Origin of the sequence: Sphingomonas sp. (genome assembly GCF_017304615.1) — a bacterium.
Taxonomy (GTDB): Bacteria; Pseudomonadota; Alphaproteobacteria; order Sphingomonadales; family Sphingomonadaceae; genus Sphingomonas.
Genome location: NZ_JAFKLZ010000002.1, coordinates 26,534 through 44,333, shown reverse-complemented (window position 1 = coordinate 44,333; position 17,800 = coordinate 26,534). Strand labels below are relative to the sequence as shown.

Below are 17,800 nucleotides of genomic sequence, written 5' to 3'. Positions count from 1 at the left end.
TGTCGTGCTATGCAGCGTTCATGACGTGGGGGAAACGATTCGCAACGGCCGCGCTGGCGGCCGGGCTGGCAAGTGGTGCGGCGATCGCCGGCGGGCAATTCGCGGCGCTGACGGGGCTGCAGCGCGGCGATTGGCATTTCAAGGAAATCGGCGCGGTCAATACGCGCATAGTGTGCGCCGCCGATCCGTTCCGGCTGATCCAGTTCAACCATCCTGGCCCGCCCTGCACGCGTTTCGCGATCGTGGATGCGGCGAACCAGGTGACGATCCAGTATAATTGCGGGCCGCGTGGATACGGCAAGACCACGGTGACGGTGACGCAACCCGGCCAGATCCGGCTGGATACGCAGGGGATCGCGCCCGATGGCCGACCGTTCGACAGCAGTTACGAGGGGCAGTTTGCCGGCCCCTGCGCGCCGCCGGCGCGTTAAGCGAGCGTTTAAGGTCGCCCGTGCATAAACGGGTCAGGCCGGACGAGTACTTCTTTCTCCCCGGTTGACGCATGGAAGCGTCCAAACTGGGCCGCCTTTTGCAAAAAGGTGGCCCGTTGTTTGGGGTGGGTTGCGGCGCGCAGGCCAAGCGCTTAGCTCCAGTGTCACAATGTCATCTACATCGCCCTTGGCGGTCGCCCTGATTTCGGGCGGCCTCGATTCCATGGTTGCCGCCGCCATGATGCGCGCGGACGGCTATCGCCTGCTCGCCCTTTCAATCGACTATAACCAGCGCCACCAGATCGAACTCGCGGCTGCGCGGCGGATCGCGCACACGCTGGGGGCGGAGAGGCACGTCGTTCTACCGCTCGACCTGCGCGCATTTGGCGGGTCGGCGCTGACCGCCGAGATCGACGTGCCGAAGGGCGGAGTCGGCCAGGAAATCCCGATTACCTACGTGCCCGCGCGCAACACGATCTTCCTCAGCCTGTCGCTCGGTTGGGCGGAGGCGGCGGGTGCGCGCGACTTGGTGATCGGGGTCAACGCGCTCGATTATTCGGGCTATCCCGATTGCCGCCCCGAATTCGTCGCGGCGTTCGAGGATATGGCGGCGCTGGCGACCAAGGCTGGGGTCGAGGGCGACCGTTTCCATATCCACGCCCCGCTGCAGCACATGACCAAGGCCGACATCGTGCGCGAGGGCACGCGGCTCGGGCTCGACCTGGGGCTGAGCTGGTCGTGCTATGACCCAGCGCCGGGCGGGGTGCATTGCGGGCTGTGCGACAGTTGCCGATTGCGGTCCAAGGGGTTTGAGGAAGCCGGAGTGCAAGACCCGACGCTGTACGCGGACGTCTGATGAGCTACGCCGTCAAGGAGATGTTCCTCACGCTCCAGGGCGAGGGCGTGAACGCCGGGCGGCGCGCCGTGTTCGTGCGCTTTGCCGGGTGCAACCTGTGGTCGGGGCGCGAACAGGATCGCGCCTCAGCGGTCTGTCAGTTCTGCGATACCGATTTCGTGGGTACCGACGGCCAAGGCGGGGCGCGCTTCGCCGATGCCGAGGCGCTGGCGGCGGCTGCCGCCGGCTTCTGGGGGCCGGATCGCGCGGAGCGGTTCTGCGTGCTGACCGGCGGCGAGCCGATGCTGCAGATCGACGACGCCCTGATCGACGCCCTCCATGAGCAAGGGTTCACGATCGCGATGGAAAGCAACGGCACCTTGCCCGCGCATCCCGGCATCGACTGGGTGTGCATCAGCCCCAAGGCGGGCAGCGAGGTGGTTCAGCGGCGCGGCAACGAACTCAAATTGGTCTGGCCGCAGCGTGGCAGCGACCTCGATACGATCGAAACCTGGGATTTCGACCATCTTCTGATCCAGCCGCTCGACACTGGCGATGCGGCGGGCAATGCCGCGAGCGAGGCGGCGGCGATCGGGGTGGTGATGGAGCGACCGCGCTGGCGCCTGACGCTACAGGCGCACAAGCGACTGGGTTTGCGCTGATGCGCGGTCGGCGCCGGCCTACTTCTTCTTGCCGCAATAGCTCACATTGTATTTCCCCTTGCGCCAGCAGCTCGGCTGGAAGTCGGGGATGAACAGATACGTTCGCGACGAAAAGGCGCGCGGGAATTGCTGCTCGCCATAGGGGACCAGGCTGTTGCGCATTTCGCGCATGTAGTTGACCGCTACGTCGCCCATCTGGCCGCGCGGCGCGAAGATCACTTCGGTGCCGATCTTGCTGGCAGTCTGGCAGAAACCGAATTGTGCCTGGACGGTCGCGAACGCCGAATAGGTGCGCGTGCCGAATCGGTCGAACGCCGTTAGGCCCGCCGCCTTGGTCTTGGCGGTACGGATGAAATAGGCGTTGAGCGTGTCGAACGCCGCCTTCAGTTCAGCGGAATGGTCCTTGAGCAGCGCATTGTAGTGATCGACCGTCTGCAGCATCGGCGAGAAATCGCATTGCAAGGCGGCGACGTTGAGCGCGGCGCGCAGGTTCCATACCAGCCCGGCGCGGATTTCCGCCGGGGTGGCGCCCGGCAACGGCATGCCGAGTTCCGGCTCCAGCCCAGTGACGGGAGTGCCGCGGAAGTCGTAGGATTTCATGAAAAACTGCGCGGACGCCGGTGAGCCGGCGAACAGGCCGGCGGCAAGCATAACGCTCGCCATGATACGCATTTTCATCCTCATCCCTTCGAACCCTTGTGTGCCCCGATGTTTAGGGAAATTTCCCCGTCCGCCCAAGTGCTTTTGCCTCTTTGCTGCGGCAAAACGCAACAGGGCCGCGCCACCATGAACCGGCCATGAATCGAAAGGGCCGCTCGCCTAAGCGAACGGCCCTCCAACCGATCATCCGACCCTGAAAGGGGCGGACCACCAGGCGAATTACATCGCGTTGGTGGTGGTCGTCGTGGTGGTGTTGCTGGTGGTCATGGTGTCGTTGGCCATCGCACCCGCATCGTTCATGCCGGCGTCAGACGTCGTCATCGTGTCGTTCATCGTCTCCGTGGTGTTCAGCTCGGTGACGGTGTTGGTGGTTTCGGTCTTCGCGCAAGCCGAGATCGCCAGCGCAGCGGCCGCGATCATGCTGCCCTTGATGATGAAAGAACGCATTTGGAAGCTCCCTAGATAAAGGATTTGGTCGGCTTTTTCCGGCCTTAATACCCAAATCGAGGTGGACATTAATCGGTAATATCGTTTCGCTCAAGCCGCTTTTCGCGTGCAGGCAAGGGCGGCCAGAAAAGCCGGCAGTCGCGCGGCCAGCGCCGCGTCGAAAAAGGCGGGGGCGATCGGCAGCCCCAACGCGGCAGCACTCGTCACGGGATAATCGGGCAATCCGCAGGGCACGATGCCGCCGAAATGCGATAGATCGGGGTCGAGGTTGACTGAAAAGCCATGCATCGTGACCCAGCGCTTCACGCGTACGCCGATCGCGCCGATCTTCGCCTCGGCCGCCCCTTCGCCCGTCCATATCCCGACCCGCCCCGGTTCCGCGCGCGCGGCAATGCCGAGATCGCCGAGCGTCGCAATCAGCCAATGCTCCAACGCATGGACGAAGCACCGCACGTCGCGCCCGCGCTTGTCGAGGTCGAGCACCAAGTAACCCACCCGCTGGCCCGGCCCATGATAGGTGTAGCGCCCGCCGCGCCCGGTGTCGAACACCGGGAAGCGCGGATCGATCAGTTCGGCGGGGTCGGCGCTGGTGCCCGCCGTATAGACCGGCGGATGTTCGAGCAGCCACACCAGTTCGCGCGCCTCCGCCCCCGCGACCGCCGCGACACGCGCCTCCATCTCCGCCAGGCTCTCGGCATAGGGCGTCAGGCCGGCGGAGACGCGCCATTCGATGTCGTCGGGGATCATGGTCGGCGCGCTACTCCCGCGACGTGGCGCGGCGCAAGTGATTGGCAAGCATAAGGCACTCCGCTAGAGCGGCGTGACAGGCAATTCGCGGGGTCGGATCGATGGTCAATATGGGCAATGTCTGGGACCGGACATCCGAGTTCCTGAGCGCCAACATGCGCGCCCTGTTGCCGGTCGTGTTGCTGGCCATATTGCTGCCCAGCGCAATCAATGTGTTGGTGGGCGGCGCGACGGGCGCGATCAATCAGATGATCGTTCAGGGTTATGCCCTGCTCTGCGCGCTGATAACGATGTGGGGGCAACTCGCCGTCGCGGCGCTGGCGCTCGATCCCGACGGCGGACGGGCGCGCGCGATGGCGGCGGCGACCGGCAGTTTCGGCCGCGCCGTGGTCGCGATGCTGATCGTGTTCATCGTACTCGCGATTCTGGCTTTGCCGGTGATCGGCGTGTTGGCCGCCAGCGGCGTCGATCTGTTGGCACTGCGCAATGGCGGCATGATGCAAGCAAATGTGTCTCGTGGCGCCGCGACGTTCGTCTGGATATATGCACTGCTGCTAGGCGTGGCGATCCTGGTCATCACGACTCGACTGGCGCTTCTCTATCCGGTGATCCTCGCCGAGGGCGGGGTGGTCGCCGCGATCAGGCGGGCCTGGGCGCTGTCGCGCGGCATGGTCTGGAAGATGATCGGCGTGTGGTTGCTGTTCGGCATCGTCTATCTGGTCGCGAACGCGGCTGTCACGTCAGGGATAGGCGTGGTGCTAGGGCTGGTTACCGATATGACGTCGCCTTTTTCGATCGGCCGGATTCTGGTCGCGATCCTGAGCGGGCTGGTGACGACGGCGTTCACGCTGATTGTCGCGGCCTTTTCCGCCAAGCTTTACCGCGCCGCGATCACTGCCCGCGAGGGCGTGCCCGCCGCGTGAGGCCGACCGTTTCGACCCTGATTGCCGATGCCTGGTCGCTGTGGCGAGCGGATCGTGACATCCTGACGCGGATCGGCTCGGTCTTCATGCTATTGTCGGCGCTGGCGGTTGCTTTGCTGCTCGAGCCGCAGCTGGCGCATGCGCTCGACCTGCTGCCGGCCGACGATCAGAACGGCCGATTCATCGTGTTCGTCAACTGGATGAGTGCCAATGCGGCCTGGCTGTTGCTGGTCCAGATCGTCGCCAATTTCGGGGCGCTGACCATCATCGTCCTGTATCTCGACCGAAATCGCCCAGATCTGCGGGCGGCTCTGCGCAGCGCGCTCGGCTGGCTCCCACTTTATTTCGTCGCGATCGTGTGCGTGTCGTTGCTGTCCGCGCTCGGCATCGCCGCGTTCGTCATCGGTTACTTCTTCGTGCTCGCGCGGCTGTCGCTGGTGGGGCCGGTGATGATCGCGGAGCGGCAGTCGAACCCGTTCGCCGCGATCGCGCGCAGCTTCGCGCTGACGCGCGGTTATACCTTCACGCTGACCGGAACCTTCATGATCGTCCTGCTGGGGGGCTATCTCGCACAATCGCCGCTAGACGCAATCGATACTTGGCTGACCGTCAACGCGCCGAACCCGATCGCGCGAGCGATCGTCGATATCGCTGGCAGCACGGTCAGCGCGCTAGCCGCGATCGCGCTGGCCCTGGCCCAGGTCGCGGCCTGGCGCCGGCTCAGCTCCAGGTAGCGACGGGGGGCAGGCTCATCAGGATCGCGTCTATATTGCCGCCGGTCTTGAGCCCGAACAACGTTCCCCGGTCATAGACCAGGTTGAATTCGGCATAGCGCCCGCGCCATTCGTGCATCGTCGCCAGATCGGCATCGGTGAACGGATCGCCCATCCGCCGCCGCACGATGCGCGGGAATGCGTCGAGAAACGCACGGCCGACATCCTGCGTGAACGCGAAGTTCGCCGCGAAATCGCCCTCCAGATGATCGTAGAAAATGCCGCCGACGCCGCGATGGACCTTGCGGTGCCGAATGTAGAAATAGTCGTCCGCCCATTGCTTGAAGCGGGAATAATGCCCCGGGTCGTGCGCGTCGCACGCCGCCTTCAACGTGGCGTGGAAATCGTCGGTGTCCGCCGCAACTGGCAACGGCGGGTTGAGGTCCGCGCCCCCCCCAAACCAGCGCTTGGTCGTGACCAGGAACCGCGTGTTCATATGGACGGCGGGGACGTGCGGGTTGGCCATGTGCGCGACGAGCGAAACGCCGGTGGCGAAGAAGCGCGGATCCTCGCCTGCGCCATTGATCGACTTGGCGAAGTCGCCCTCGAACGTGCCGCCGACGGTCGAGACATTGACCCCGACCTTTTCGAACACGCGGCCCTTCATCACCCCGCGCACGCCGCCGCCGCCCGGTTCGCCGGAAGGATCGACTCGGTCCCAGGGCGTATAGTCGAACGCCGCGTCTGATCCCGCCTCGCGTTCGATCGCCTCGAACTCGGCGCAGATCATGTCGCGCAGATGCTCGAACCACTGCCGCGCCATATCCTGTTCGGTGTCGAGTTCGATCATTCCGGCCATCCTTGGGTTTGTCGTAATGCTTCGCCGAGCGCCATCGCCGCTGACACCGCGACGTTCAAGGAGCGAAATCCCGCCCGCATCGGGATCGAGATGCGCAGGTCGGCGCGGTCGTGGACGGCGTCCGGCACGCCTGCGCTCTCGCTGCCGAACAGCAGCACGTCGTCCGCTTCGAACCGCGCCGCGGGCAAGGACGTCGCCGCCCTGGTCGTCAACAGCACCAGCCGCCCGCTCAGTTGCGCCATGAACGCGTCCCAGTCTGCATGGCGCACCACCTCCGCCTGCCCCGCATAATCCATTCCCGCGCGCACCATCGCGCGGTCACCGAACGCGAACCCCATCGGCTCGATCAGGTCGACGCCGGCGCCCATGCACGCCCCCAGCCGCAGGATCGTGCCCACGTTCCCGGCAATGTCAGGCTGGTAGAGCGCTATTCGCATCAAAAAGCCGTTGGCAAAGCGGCGTCGCCATGTCTATCAGGCCCGCAGCTTCCGTGGGGACGGGGGCGTTCCGGTGGGCGTGGCACTCCCATGCCGTTAAAAGCGCTCCACCGCCAGGTTTGACGTGCGCTAGTTTTGATAGGGCTTTGCTGAATGGCGACCGACACTGTTTTGAATCCGGGTGAGTCGCCCGACACCGTAAGCGATCCGCGCCGACGCGACTTTCTGAACATCGCCGCGGTCGCGTTTCCGGCGGTGGGCGGTGGGATCGCGGTATTAGTGCCGCTGATCAACCAGATGAGTCCGTCGGCGGACGTGCTGGCGCAATCGACCACCGAGATCGACCTGTCGAAGATCGCGCCGGGTCAGGGCGTCATCACGACGTTCCGCAAGCAGCCCTTGTTCGTCCGCAACCTGACGCTGAAGGAAATCGCCGAGGCCGATGCGGTGCCGGTGTCGTCGCTGCGCGATCCGCAGACGCTCGAACAGCGGACCAAGGAAGGCCACAAGAACTGGCTGATCACTCTCGGCGTGTGCACCCATCTCGGCTGCATTCCGCTGGGCATCAATGAAGGCGACAATCGCGGCAAGTTCGGCGGCTATTTCTGCCCGTGCCACGGTTCGCAATACGACACGGCGGCGCGCATCCGCCTGGGTCCGGCGCCGCTGAACCTCGCCGTTCCCGATTACAAGTTCACGTCGCCGACCACCGTGCTGGTCGGCTGAGGGGGTATAGAGAATTATGAGCTTCCCCTGGGCCAAGCAATACGAACCGAAGGCGCCGCTGATGCGGTGGGTGGACGAGAAGCTGCCGTTGCCGCGGCTCGTCTACAACGCGGTCGGCGCGGGTTATCCGGTGCCGCGCAACCTCAATTACTGGTGGAATTTCGGCGTGCTCGCGGGCGCCGCGCTGGCGGTGCAGATCGTCACCGGCATCGTTCTCGCGATGCACTTCCACTCGTCGGCGGCGAGCGCGTTCGATTCGGTCAACGGCACGATCATGCGCGACGTCAACGCCGGCTGGTTCCTGCGCTATGCGCATGCCAACGGCGCGTCGATGTTCTTCATCGTCGTCTACACCCACATCTTCCGCGGGCTGTACTACGGATCGTACAAGGCCCCGCGTGAGATGGTGTGGCTGCTCGGCGTGGTCATCTTCCTGCTGATGATGGCGACCGCGTTCATGGGCTATGTGCTCCCCTGGGGCCAGATGAGCTTCTGGGGCGCGCAGGTCATCACCGGCTTCTTCTCGGCGATTCCGTGGGTGGGGGACGCGATCCGCGTGTGGCTGCTCGGCGGCTATGCGCCGGACGACGCCGCGCTCAACCGCTTCTTCTCGCTCCATTACCTGCTGCCGTTCGTGATCGCGGGCGTCATCATCCTGCACATCTGGGCGCTGCACATTCCGGGGTCGAGCAACCCCGAGGGCGTCGATGTGAAGGGCGAGCAGGATACGGTGCCGTTCCACCCGTACTACACCGCGAAGGACGGGTTCGGGCTGCTGCTGTTCCTGGCCTTGTTCTCGGTGCTGATCTTCTACTTCCCCGATTATCTGGGGCACCCCGACAATTACATCCCGGCAAACCCGCTGGCGACGCCCGCGCACATCGTGCCTGAATGGTATTTCTGGCCGTTCTACGCGATCCTGCGCGCCTTCACCGCGGACTTCATCCTGCCGGCGAAGCTGTGGGGCGTGCTCGCGATGTTCGGGTCGATCCTGCTGCTGTTCTTCCTGCCGTGGCTGGACAGTTCGCCGGTGCGGTCGAACAAGTATCGGCCCAAGGCGCGGATCGCGTTCTGGGTGCTGGTCGTCGATGTGCTGATCCTGGGCTATTGCGGCGGTTCGCCGGCCGCTCCGGTCTATATCATCCTGAGCCAGATCTGTGCGGCGTATTACTTCCTGCACTTCCTGGTCGTCCTGCCGATGATCGCGCGCAGTGAGCGGCCCGCGCCGCTGCCCAATTCCATTACCGAGGCAGTGCTGGCCAAGCATGGCGGCGCGGCGGCGGCGCACTGAGCGAGCTATAGGGGATAATCGAGATATGGTTCGCGCAATTGCTTTCGTGATCGGGGCGGGTTTCGCCCTGGTCCTCGCGATCGCTCTCTACGGGTCGGTTGCCGGCCTGATCACCGATCCGCCGGCGCCGACCGCTGAGGAGGAGTTCCACCTCCATCCGCGCCCGGCGAATCTGCGTTCGGATGGCATCCTGGGCAAGTTCGACAAGCAACAGCTGCAGCGCGGCTTCCAGGTCTACAAGGAAGTCTGTTCGGCGTGTCACTCGCTCCGCTTCGTCGCATTCCGGGACCTCGAAGGCATCGGCTATAGCGAAGGGCAAGTGAAGGCGATTGCCGCCGGATACGAGAACATCCCGACCGTCAACCCGGACACCGGCGAACCCGCGACGCGCAAGGGCGTGCCGGCCGACCGCTTCCCGCTGGCGTTCGCGAATGACATCGCGGCGCGCGCGGCGAACAATAACGCCATCCCGCCCGATCTCAGCTACATCACGCGGTCACGGCATGGCGGGGCTGACTACGTCTATTCGCTGCTGACCGGATACAAGGATCAGGCGACCTACAAGAACGCCGAGGGCAAAGAAATCCTGAAGGCGTTCCCCGACCTGAAGACGCCCAACGGCCTGCACTTCAATCCGTATTTCGCGAACCTCAACGTCGCAATGCCGCCGCCGCTGACCTCGGAAGGTCAGGTCCAGTACGCCGATGGCACCAAGCCGACGGTCAACAACATGGCGCGTGACGTCGCTGCGTTCCTGGTGTGGGCGGGCGATCCGAACTTGGAGAAGCGGCACCAGTACGGCTTCTTCGCGGTCATCTTCATGCTGATCTCGGCGGCACTCGCCTACGGCGCGTATCGCAACGTCTGGCGCGACGTGAAGCATTGATCCGGGGCGGCCGGGCGCCGCTCCCTCGACCGATACCGGGCCCGCGAGCGGAACCAGCCGTTCGCGGGCCCGTTTCGTCTTGGTCACGGGGCGTTTTGCCGTGTGTCCTCGTGTATGGAGACGGACGATGAGACTTCGGATGATCGCGATCGGCGCCGTGTCGCTCGCCGCACTTACCGGGTGCGTTGATGACCGCTATGGCTATTCGAGTGTAAGTGTCGGTTATGGCGCGCCGGGTTATTACGGCCGCGGCTATTACAGCGACTTCTACGACGGCGCGTACGGCATGCCTTATTATGGTTGGTATGGCGGCTATTATTACCCCGGCACCGGCTATTACGTGTACGATCGCAACCGCCGTCCGATGCGCTGGAACGACAGCCAGCGGCGTTATTGGGAAAATCGCGGGAGCGGATGGAGCGGGCAGGGCCGGCGCGACGAATGGCGCGGGTTCGATCGCGGCCCGTCACGTGGCGGTGGCGACGGTTATCGCTGGCGCGGCAGTGGCAATCGCGGGCGGCGCTAAGCCCGCGAGTCTATTCCACCGGCCGCGTGCGGATCAGCCCGTTGGCGACGAAGGTCATCACGGGCTGGTCGTGCTGGTTGAACACGGTTGTCCGCACCTTGGTGATGCCCATGCCGGGGCGGCTCGCGGACAGGCGCTTTTCGAGCATTTCGGTCTCGCAGCGCAGCGTGTCGCCGGGATAGACCGGGCGCAGCCATTTGAGTTCGTCGATTCCTGGCGATCCTAGGCCCGCTTGGCGATGCTCGCGGAAATAATCGACCGTCATCCGCATGGTCATCGCCGCGGTGTGCCAGCCTGATGCCGACAGACGCCCGAAAAAGGTCTGCGCGGCGGCCTCATCGGACAGATGGAAGGGCTGCGGATCATATTTTTCGGCGAACGCGACGACTTCCTCGCGCGTCACTTCATAGGCGCCGAAACTCGCCTTCGAGCCGACCTCCAGGTCCTCGAAATAACGCAGACCGCCGCTCATTTGCCGAGCGCCGCGCGAAACGGGGCGTCGTCGCCGTCGAGATTCTGACCCGCCGGCAAGCCGAGCAGATCGCGCAGTAGCGGCGCGATGTCGACATTGTCGAACGTCGCCAGCTTGCCAAGCGGCCTGATTGCTGGACCGCTCGCGATAAATAGCGCCAGCATGTCGGGCGCGAAATTGTCGTAGCCGTGCGCGCCGCCTTCGACTTTGTGCTTCGGCGGATGCAGCACCACCGTCCAGCCGTCGTCGGGCATGCACAGGATCGCGGGCACGCGCGGATTCTTGCCGTAGTGGAAGCGCTCCGGCACCTCTGCCTTGCGGTAACAGGTCAGGTGCGGGCCGTGCGCGCCGAGCAGCGCCTTTTCGACCGTGGCGGTCTTGCCGGGCTTGGGGTTGATCGAGGCATAGACGCCGTCCTCGACCACGTCATAATCGTCGACGTTGCTGAATTTATCGAGCACGATCACGCGGTCGTCGGCGATCGGCGCCATGCCGTGGTCGGCGACAATGACGAGATTGGCGGGCTGGCCGAGCGCGGCAAGTCCTTCGCGCAGCCGCCCGATCGCGGCATCGGCCGCCGCCACCGCCGCCGTCGTCCTTGCGTCGAAGGGGCCATATTCGTGACCGGCGGTATCGACCTCGTCGAAATACAGCGTCACGAATTGGGGCCGATTCGCCGCAGGGCGACGCAGCCAGTCGATCGCCATGTCGACGCGCTGGCGGTCGCTGATCGCCTGGTTGAACTGAGTCCAGTCGGTCGGCCGCACGCCACCGGTCAGCTCGTTGGGCCATTCCTTCGCCTTCTCGCCGCCCCAGGCGACGTTCGAGCCGGGCCAGAACCCCGTGCCGGTGCGGATGCCGGCCTTTTCCGCCGTCACCCAGATCGGCTCGGCGGCGTTCCACCAGAACGGATCGTCCGACGCCATCGTGAAGGTCTCGTCTGGCCGCGCCGCGTCCTTCATCTTGTTCGCGACGATCCCGGTGCGGTCGGGGCGCAGTCCGGTGACGATCGTCCAGTGGTTCGGAAAGGTCTTGGACGGATAGCTCGGCCGCATCGCCGCGCTGATCCCCGCGGCGGCCAGCGCGTTGAGGTTGGGCGTGGCCCCGCGATCGAGATAATCGGGCCTGAAGCCGTCGATCGACACCAGGATCGTGACGGGCGCGCGCGTTTCGGCCTGGGGTGTCGCGACGGGCGCGGGCGGGGCGGCGGCAAGGACCGGCGGGGGCGTCGTGCTGCACGCGCCGAGCGTGGCCGCCGCGGCAAGACTAAAGGCTCGAGCGATCCAGCGCATTACCGACTCCCGATATGACGCCGCCGCCATGCCGGAATTCGCCCCTATCCGCCAAGGCTCAATTTGACGAACCCGGTCCAGCCGCCGGGCGACCGGCCATAGGCGGCGTCGAGCACGCGCGGCCGGGCGATCAGGAAACCACTGCCGCCGATCGCCGCTTCCACGGGGCCGACCAGCTTGAGGCGATAGGCATAGCCGAGTTCGCCACGCGTGACGCGAAACGGGCGGTCGTGCAGCGGGTCGGCATGGTCGGGGAACAGTTCGTCATTGGCGACATTCTCGATCCGGCCGAACAGGCTGTGATGCTTGCCCAGGTCCCAGTTCGCCTCGCCGATCCACGCGGTCAGCGATCGTCCGGGCACGCGGTTCTTGACCGAGAAGCCAGCCAGCGCGGAAAACCCGCCGCTGGCATATTGCACGCTCGCCGTGGTGCGCGCCTCGTCGATGCCGGGTTCGAGCGCCTCGGGGCTTTTCAATCGCCCATAGCTAGCCTGTGCGGACCAGTTGGGTGAGGGGTTCCACGTCGCGCGCAAGCTCCACGAGTCGAGCGCGGGCCGCTCGATATCCCAGCGATACTGGTCGGGCTCGCGTCCACGAAACGCCGATCCCTCGATCTGCCAGCGCGTGCTGTTCAGCCCGATCGTCACGACGCCGAACGTGATGTGCGTGCTGTCGAACCAATGGTGCGTGATCGGCGCGAGCGGCAGATACTTGGCCGAGTTGCGATGCATGAAGGCGGAGGGGCCCAGCGCCGGCTCAGCGACCGGCCCGCCATAGACGAACACGTCGATGTTCGCGCTGATCGGGACGGAGACGCGCGCGGACAATTCCATGAACAGATCGTGCGGGTGCTGGCGGTCGATCAGCGGGGTGACGCCATCGGCGGTCTCCCCCGTCGCGAACAGGCTGGGATAGCCGCGCTTGCCCATCAACGGGTCGAGGCTGAGCATCGTGATCAGCTTGAGCGTCGCGCCGCCGGTGCCCAGGTCGCGCTGCGCCTCGGCCATCGCCATCGACGACACGAACCCGGAACGGTCGCCGCGCGGCCCACTCTGATCGGTATAGACGCCCCAGGCATAGCCGTGGAGCATCAGCATCCACCCGCCGGCCATGACGTGGAGGCCGGTCATGCCGCCGCCGATCGCAGGCAGGCGCGACGTGCCCGATCCTTCGCCCGGCATGTCGTTCATCGCCTTGCCGCCGCTCATGTCCATCCCGGCCATGGGCGCGGGGGCAGGGGCAGGGGCAGGGGCAGGGGCGGGGGTGGAAGGCGTGAGGGGAGCAGGGGAAGGCGGGGCGGGCGGCGTCATGTCCATGCCGGGCATAGCAGGATCGGCGGGCGGAGCAGCCGTCGGCGCTGGCTCCGGCGGCACGCCTATCGCGGGCGCGGGTTGCGGCTCCGGCTTTGGCTGCGCTGGAGTTTTGGGCGCTGGTTTCGCTTTTGGCGCTATACGCGGCGCCGGGGCCGATCGGGGAGCGGGCGCCGTTTTGGGCTTGGGCTTCGCGGCGGGCTTCGCGGGCATGTCCATCCCCGGCATGCCCGGCATCGACTGCGCCACCGCAGGGAGCGGCAGCGCGGCGGAGCAGAACAGGAATACGGCGCGCCTCACTTGACCACCATCCACGCCGCCATCGCGACCATCATCACATTCTCGGTCAGCGACACGAACCCCAGCGGCACGTTGCTTGAACCCCCGACGCACGCGCACTTGATGGATCTCCTGTCGATATAGACCGCCTTCACCACCGACGCCGCGCCGACCGACCCGATGAACGCCGCGACCGGGACCGACAGCGACATCACTGTCCCCGCCGCCATCAGCACCCCGGCCAGACCCTCCAGGAACGGATAGGCATAACCATAGGGCACCCAGCGCCGCGCGAGCAGGTCGTAGTTGAGGAACATCGTCGAGAATGTCTCGACATCCTGCAGCTTGAGCATCGCGAGCAGGCACATCGCGAACGACACGAACCACTCGCCCGCACGCACCGTCAGCGGTGAGCCATAGGCGGCAAAGCTAGTCGCCAGCGCCATTGCCGCCGCCATCCCGAACACCGCGATGACGGGGATGTAGCTCGCGCCTTTGGCCGGGACGTGCTGTCCGAAGAAACGGCGCAGATCGTTGTTCCCGCCGACCCGCCGCCCATCGATGAACGTCTGCGGCGTGGTTTCGACGTGATGCTCAGCCTTGAACGCGTCGGTCCCCGCGCGGGTGCGCAGCCAATGGTCATCGACCGTGTAACCGTGCCGTTCGAGCAGCCATTTCGACTTGATCCCGTACGGACAGACGTGCTCCGGCATGACCATGCGATAGAGCGTCGCATGCTTTGATTCGTTCGCCATGCGTCCCATATAGCTTCCGTACCATGGTACGGAGTCAAGCGATGAACGGGATGACGATCGGTGGGCTCGCCGCGGCGGGCGACGTGGGGGTCGAAACCGTGCGCTATTACCAGCGGCGCGGGTTGCTCGCGGAGCCGGCGCGCGACGGGCCGTATGACGGCGTGCGGCGCTATGGCGCGGACGATGCGCGGCGACTGCGTTTCATCCGGGCGGCGCAGGCGGCCGGGTTCACGCTCGATCAGATCGCCGAACTGCTCGATCTCGACGCGCGTGATGATCGGCCACGGGCGCGGGAACTGGCGCGGGATCAGATCGCGGCGCTCGATGCGCGGATCGCCGAACTGACGACGGCGCGCGATTCGCTGGCGAAGCTTGCCCGCGAGTGCGGGAAGGGGGATGCCGGGCCTTGCCCGATCATCATGGCGTTCGAGCGCTGAAGCCGCGCTCTATTGCAGGTTACCGTCTGCTTTCCCCCGCGTCCGCCACAACGCGAAATCGCGAAACTCCAGCGGTTGCTTGAGCTGCAGTCCGGCCTGGCCGTCGTGACACCAGCGTATCGTCGCGCCGCGTTCGCCCAGCCCATCGGCGACGATCTTGCATGCGCTGCCTACAACCAGCATGCGATCAGTGCGAATCCGCATGCCGGCTTGCGACGCGTTGATGATCTCGACCTCGAATTCCCGGTCCTCGACGCGCATCACGGCGCGCTCGCCGATATCGATGCGCGGGGAGCGAACGCGACGCCCCAGTTCCTCGATCGCCTGGTGTGCGAGATAGGCGAGGATTGGCACCTTGCGGTCGAACTGGACGCCGATCGCCGAGCCATCGACCCAGACGACACGTCCCGCGACGGCGCGGCCTGTTCTGAGTTCGAAGCGCACCGGCTCCCCCACCGCCACCTCTCGATAGACGTTGGCGCGCAATCCGCCGGCTGAAACGTTTCGCAAGATGCACAGTTCGTCGCCGTGCACGGTCTCGATCCTCGCGACCTGCAGCACCGTGCGATGACGGTCGTCGGCACGCTGGTCGCCTATCGGCGCTCCCGCTTTTGAAGCGACACTCTTCCGCTTTGGCAAAAGATCTGCTGCCACGTGCTTTCTCCAGCCTGGGCACTATATAGCAGCAAAGCTTTGATTGTTGGCAACTTTTCTTGGTTAACGGGCCTTTATCCGCTAAATGGCGCGAAAATTGGCGGGCCGTTCGTCAGCAGAAATCGGCCTTCTCTTGGAATGCATGCGCGTTTGCTCGCGAATCGCGATTATTCCGGAAACATCATCGTAAGGACAAAGCGATCCCACCGACCGGGACTGGCCCGGTCGGTGGAACTCGCGGGAAATCAGGCGTAGCGGACGCGCATCGTCGCCGCCGTACGGCGACGCAGGGCGAAGCCCATCGCACCAAAGCCCATCACCATCATCGCCCAAGTTGCCGGTTCCGGCACACCACCGGTCAGTTCGGTGCCGATCTTGCTTTTGATCGCCGCGTCGAAAGTCGCGAACGAGGACGCGGCCGTGGTGAACGACCCGGCGCCGCCCTGGATGTTGTTCTGGTAGAACGCCAGCAGGCCAGATTCGCCCAGAATCGGCAAGCCGTTGATCTGGTCGATGCCAAGCGCCAGCGCCGCATTGCGCGCCGCGAGCGTGTTCGTCCCATCATTTTCCGCGCCGTCGCCCGACACGTCGATGACCTGCCTAGCGCTGGTGAACGTGTTGTTGAAGAACTTGGGCGCAACGTAGTTGAGCGCACTGCCCGGGGCGGTGTTGCCGCTGAAGGGGCGAGAGGTCGCCGCAATCAAATTGGCGAACGCCGCAGACGAAGCGGCAGAGTTGACCAACGTCCAGCCAACCGCCTGCGATTGCTCGGCGCTGCCCGACCAGTAGATCAACGTGATCGCGGCCGACCTGCCGCTTTGGAAAATGGCTTGGATCGTGGGATCGTTGAACGCGTTGACATAGCCCTGCCGCTGCAGATTGAACTCGGTTGAATCAACGCTGCCGGAGACGTCCACGAGCAATGCGAGCTCGAGGTCGACGTTCTGCGCCTGTGCCACGTTCGGCGCCATCAATGCGCTCACGCCAAGCGCAGCGGCGCTTAAGATACGGAAATTCATCGCTATTCCTTCCAGATATTAACTGATGGATAGCGACCCTGTTTTGTTTTTTAGACTCTTTCAGCCAGCGTGAGTTGGTCCCCCAGCCCCCGAACAATCTTACGAGTCGTTACAACTGTAAATCGTTGGTTAAGAATAAGCGAGTCGGCAGGCATTCGGCCTGTCCCGCAATTGGACAGAATGGGGAGAGCCGCGCCAGCGTGACGGCCCGGAATCGCGCCAGAATCGCGATCGCGCCTAGCTGTGCAGGAAATGCATCACATCACCGTCGTGGACGACATAGGCCTTCCCCTCGGCGCGCAGTTTGCCGGCCTCGCGCGCCTTGGCCTCGCCGCCCAGCGCGACGTAGTCGTCGTAGGCGATCGTCTCGGCGCGGATGAACCCTTTCTCGAAATCGGTGTGGATCTCGCCTGCCGCCTGCGGGGCGGTGGCGCCGGCATCGACGGTCCAGGCGCGCGCTTCCTTAGGGCCCACGGTGAAGAAGGTCAGCAGGTGGAGCAGCTTATACCCCGCGGTGATGACGCGGGCGAGGCCGGTTTCCGACAAGCCCAGTTCGGCCAGGAACTCGCCGCGATCCTGCGCCGGCATGGTCGCGATCTCGGCCTCGATCGCCGCGGACACGACAACGGCCTCCGCGCCCTCCGCCTTGGCCTTCTCGAACACCCGCGCGGAATGCGCGTTGCCGGTCGCCGCGTCGCCTTCATCGACATTGCAGACGTAGAGGACCGGCTTGGCGGTGATCAGCTGCGCCTGGCTGAGCATGCGCGCTTCCTCGGCGTCTTTCGGCTCGGTCAACCGCGCCGGCTTGCCATCGCGCAGCAGGTCGAGTGCCTGGCCCAGCACGCTGGCGGCGATCTTCGCTTCCTTGTCGCCCTGCGCCGCTTTCTTGGCCAGATTGGGCACGCGCTTTTCCAGGCTTTCCAGATCTGACAGCATCAATTCGGTCTCGACCGTCTCGGCGTCGGCAATCGGGTCGACCTTGCCCTCGACATGCGTCACGTCGCCATTCTCGAAACAGCGCAGCACGTGGACGATCGCGTCGACCTCGCGGATGTTGCCCAGGAACTGGTTGCCCAACCCCTCGCCCTTCGACGCGCCGCGGACCAGCCCGGCAATATCGACGAACGCCAGTTGCGTCTCGATGATCTTCTGCGACCCTGCGATCGCGGCGAGCTTGTCCAGCCGCGGGTCGGGCACGCCGACATTCCCCACGTTCGGCTCGATCGTGCAGAACGGATAGTTCGCCGCTTGCGCCGCCGCCGTTTCGGTCAGCGCGTTGAAGAGCGTCGACTTGCCCACATTGGGGAGGCCGACGATGCCGCATTTGAAACCCATGATGCTCGCTTTTGGGGAGGTAGAAAGCGCGCCGTGTAGGCGCAGATGCATGAAAGCGCCAGTCGGACGCGGCTGCCCCGCTCCGACCGCAATCATTAATTTTT

22 protein-coding genes are annotated in these 17,800 nt (G+C 65.0%); 10 read left to right on the top strand and 12 right to left on the bottom strand.

Annotated elements, in window-relative coordinates:
* The first annotated feature begins 20 nt into the window (after positions 1-20).
* From J0J06_RS08370 to queE, 3 genes are all read left to right on the top strand, one after another.
* Positions 21-431, top strand: coding sequence for a hypothetical protein (locus J0J06_RS08370; RefSeq protein ID WP_294041008.1), 411 nt, complete (start codon positions 21-23; stop codon positions 429-431).
* 130 nt (positions 432-561) lie between these two features.
* Positions 562-1,287, top strand: coding sequence for a 7-cyano-7-deazaguanine synthase QueC (gene queC, locus J0J06_RS08365; RefSeq protein ID WP_294041006.1), 726 nt, complete (start codon positions 562-564; stop codon positions 1,285-1,287).
* Positions 1,287-1,928 (top strand): 7-carboxy-7-deazaguanine synthase, encoded by a 642-nt coding sequence (gene queE, locus J0J06_RS08360; RefSeq protein ID WP_294041004.1) that lies wholly within the window; start codon positions 1,287-1,289, stop codon positions 1,926-1,928. The genes queC and queE overlap by 1 nt, the downstream gene beginning before the upstream one ends.
* 18 nt (positions 1,929-1,946) lie before the next feature.
* Here the strand turns inward: queE and J0J06_RS08355 are convergent, their stop codons facing one another.
* The 3 genes from J0J06_RS08355 to lipB form a co-directional block, all read right to left on the bottom strand.
* Positions 1,947-2,606, bottom strand: coding sequence for a hypothetical protein (locus tag J0J06_RS08355; protein ID WP_294041003.1), 660 nt, complete (start codon positions 2,604-2,606; stop codon positions 1,947-1,949).
* Positions 2,607-2,807: 201 nt separating this feature from the next.
* A complete protein-coding gene (locus tag J0J06_RS08350; protein WP_294041001.1) occupies positions 2,808-3,035 on the bottom strand; it encodes a hypothetical protein in 228 nt (75 codons plus the stop codon).
* A gap of 90 nt (positions 3,036-3,125) precedes the next feature.
* A complete protein-coding gene (gene lipB / locus J0J06_RS08345; protein WP_294040999.1) occupies positions 3,126-3,782 on the bottom strand; it encodes a lipoyl(octanoyl) transferase LipB in 657 nt (218 codons plus the stop codon).
* A gap of 101 nt (positions 3,783-3,883) precedes the next feature.
* On the opposite strand from lipB, the gene J0J06_RS08340 reads away from it, so the two are divergent.
* Both J0J06_RS08340 and J0J06_RS08335 read left to right on the top strand, forming a co-directional pair.
* Positions 3,884-4,705: a hypothetical protein gene (locus J0J06_RS08340; protein ID WP_294040998.1), complete on the top strand. Its 822-nt coding sequence runs from the start codon at positions 3,884-3,886 to the stop codon at positions 4,703-4,705.
* Positions 4,702-5,439 (top strand): hypothetical protein, encoded by a 738-nt coding sequence (locus tag J0J06_RS08335; RefSeq protein WP_294040996.1) that lies wholly within the window; start codon positions 4,702-4,704, stop codon positions 5,437-5,439. Before J0J06_RS08340 ends, J0J06_RS08335 begins: the two co-directional genes overlap by 4 nt.
* Here J0J06_RS08335 and hemF read toward each other — a convergent pair.
* Both hemF and J0J06_RS08325 read right to left on the bottom strand, forming a co-directional pair.
* Complete coding sequence (gene hemF / locus J0J06_RS08330) at positions 5,426-6,268, bottom strand: oxygen-dependent coproporphyrinogen oxidase (RefSeq protein ID WP_294040994.1); 843 nt, start codon at positions 6,266-6,268, stop codon at positions 5,426-5,428. The two genes, J0J06_RS08335 and hemF, sit on opposite strands and share 14 nt — an antisense overlap.
* Positions 6,265-6,714: a tRNA (cytidine(34)-2'-O)-methyltransferase gene (locus J0J06_RS08325; RefSeq protein ID WP_294040992.1), complete on the bottom strand. Its 450-nt coding sequence runs from the start codon at positions 6,712-6,714 to the stop codon at positions 6,265-6,267. The genes hemF and J0J06_RS08325 overlap by 4 nt, the downstream gene beginning before the upstream one ends.
* Positions 6,715-6,867: 153 nt before the next feature.
* Between J0J06_RS08325 and petA the strand changes: the two genes are divergently transcribed.
* From petA to J0J06_RS08305, 4 genes are all read left to right on the top strand, one after another.
* Positions 6,868-7,440 carry a ubiquinol-cytochrome c reductase iron-sulfur subunit gene (petA, locus tag J0J06_RS08320; protein ID WP_294040990.1) on the top strand — a complete coding sequence of 191 codons (573 nt, stop codon included), beginning with the start codon at positions 6,868-6,870 and terminating at the stop codon, positions 7,438-7,440.
* A 16-nt stretch (positions 7,441-7,456) separates the two neighbouring features.
* Complete coding sequence (locus J0J06_RS08315; RefSeq protein ID WP_294040988.1) at positions 7,457-8,731, top strand: cytochrome b N-terminal domain-containing protein; 1,275 nt, start codon at positions 7,457-7,459, stop codon at positions 8,729-8,731.
* Between the two features lie 25 nt (positions 8,732-8,756).
* On the top strand, positions 8,757-9,617 hold the full coding sequence (locus tag J0J06_RS08310) for a cytochrome c1 (protein WP_294040986.1): 861 nt from the start codon (positions 8,757-8,759) through the stop codon (positions 9,615-9,617).
* Positions 9,618-9,744: 127 nt separating this feature from the next.
* The gene (locus J0J06_RS08305) at positions 9,745-10,143 is read left to right on the top strand and encodes a hypothetical protein (protein ID WP_294040984.1); all 399 of its coding nucleotides are present in this window, start codon (positions 9,745-9,747) and stop codon (positions 10,141-10,143) included.
* A 10-nt stretch (positions 10,144-10,153) separates the two neighbouring features.
* Here J0J06_RS08305 and J0J06_RS08300 read toward each other — a convergent pair whose 3' ends face one another.
* From J0J06_RS08300 to J0J06_RS08285, 4 genes are read right to left on the bottom strand one after another with little or no spacing between them, the layout of a single operon-like run.
* The gene (locus J0J06_RS08300; protein ID WP_294042430.1) at positions 10,154-10,603 is read right to left on the bottom strand and encodes a MaoC family dehydratase; all 450 of its coding nucleotides are present in this window, start codon (positions 10,601-10,603) and stop codon (positions 10,154-10,156) included.
* A gap of 8 nt (positions 10,604-10,611) precedes the next feature.
* On the bottom strand, positions 10,612-11,907 hold the full coding sequence (locus tag J0J06_RS08295; RefSeq protein WP_294040982.1) for a nucleotide pyrophosphatase/phosphodiesterase family protein: 1,296 nt from the start codon (positions 11,905-11,907) through the stop codon (positions 10,612-10,614).
* A gap of 44 nt (positions 11,908-11,951) precedes the next feature.
* Positions 11,952-13,517, bottom strand: coding sequence for a hypothetical protein (locus tag J0J06_RS08290; RefSeq protein ID WP_294040980.1), 1,566 nt, complete (start codon positions 13,515-13,517; stop codon positions 11,952-11,954).
* The gene (locus J0J06_RS08285; protein ID WP_294040978.1) at positions 13,514-14,251 is read right to left on the bottom strand and encodes a glutaredoxin; all 738 of its coding nucleotides are present in this window, start codon (positions 14,249-14,251) and stop codon (positions 13,514-13,516) included. The genes J0J06_RS08290 and J0J06_RS08285 overlap by 4 nt, the downstream gene beginning before the upstream one ends.
* 41 nt (positions 14,252-14,292) lie before the next feature.
* Here J0J06_RS08285 and J0J06_RS08280 point away from each other — a divergent pair, with 41 nt between their 5' ends.
* The gene (locus J0J06_RS08280) at positions 14,293-14,688 is read left to right on the top strand and encodes a MerR family DNA-binding protein (protein WP_294040976.1); all 396 of its coding nucleotides are present in this window, start codon (positions 14,293-14,295) and stop codon (positions 14,686-14,688) included.
* Between the two features lie 9 nt (positions 14,689-14,697).
* Here the strand turns inward: J0J06_RS08280 and J0J06_RS08275 are convergent, their stop codons facing one another.
* The 3 genes from J0J06_RS08275 to ychF form a co-directional block, all read right to left on the bottom strand.
* On the bottom strand, positions 14,698-15,342 hold the full coding sequence (locus J0J06_RS08275) for a PilZ domain-containing protein (protein ID WP_294040974.1): 645 nt from the start codon (positions 15,340-15,342) through the stop codon (positions 14,698-14,700).
* 245 nt (positions 15,343-15,587) lie between these two features.
* Entirely contained in the window at positions 15,588-16,361 is a 774-nt protein-coding gene (locus J0J06_RS08270) for a DUF1194 domain-containing protein (RefSeq protein WP_294040972.1), read from the bottom strand.
* A gap of 237 nt (positions 16,362-16,598) precedes the next feature.
* A complete protein-coding gene (gene ychF / locus J0J06_RS08265; protein ID WP_294040970.1) occupies positions 16,599-17,696 on the bottom strand; it encodes a redox-regulated ATPase YchF in 1,098 nt (365 codons plus the stop codon).
* Positions 17,697-17,800 lie beyond the last annotated feature (104 nt).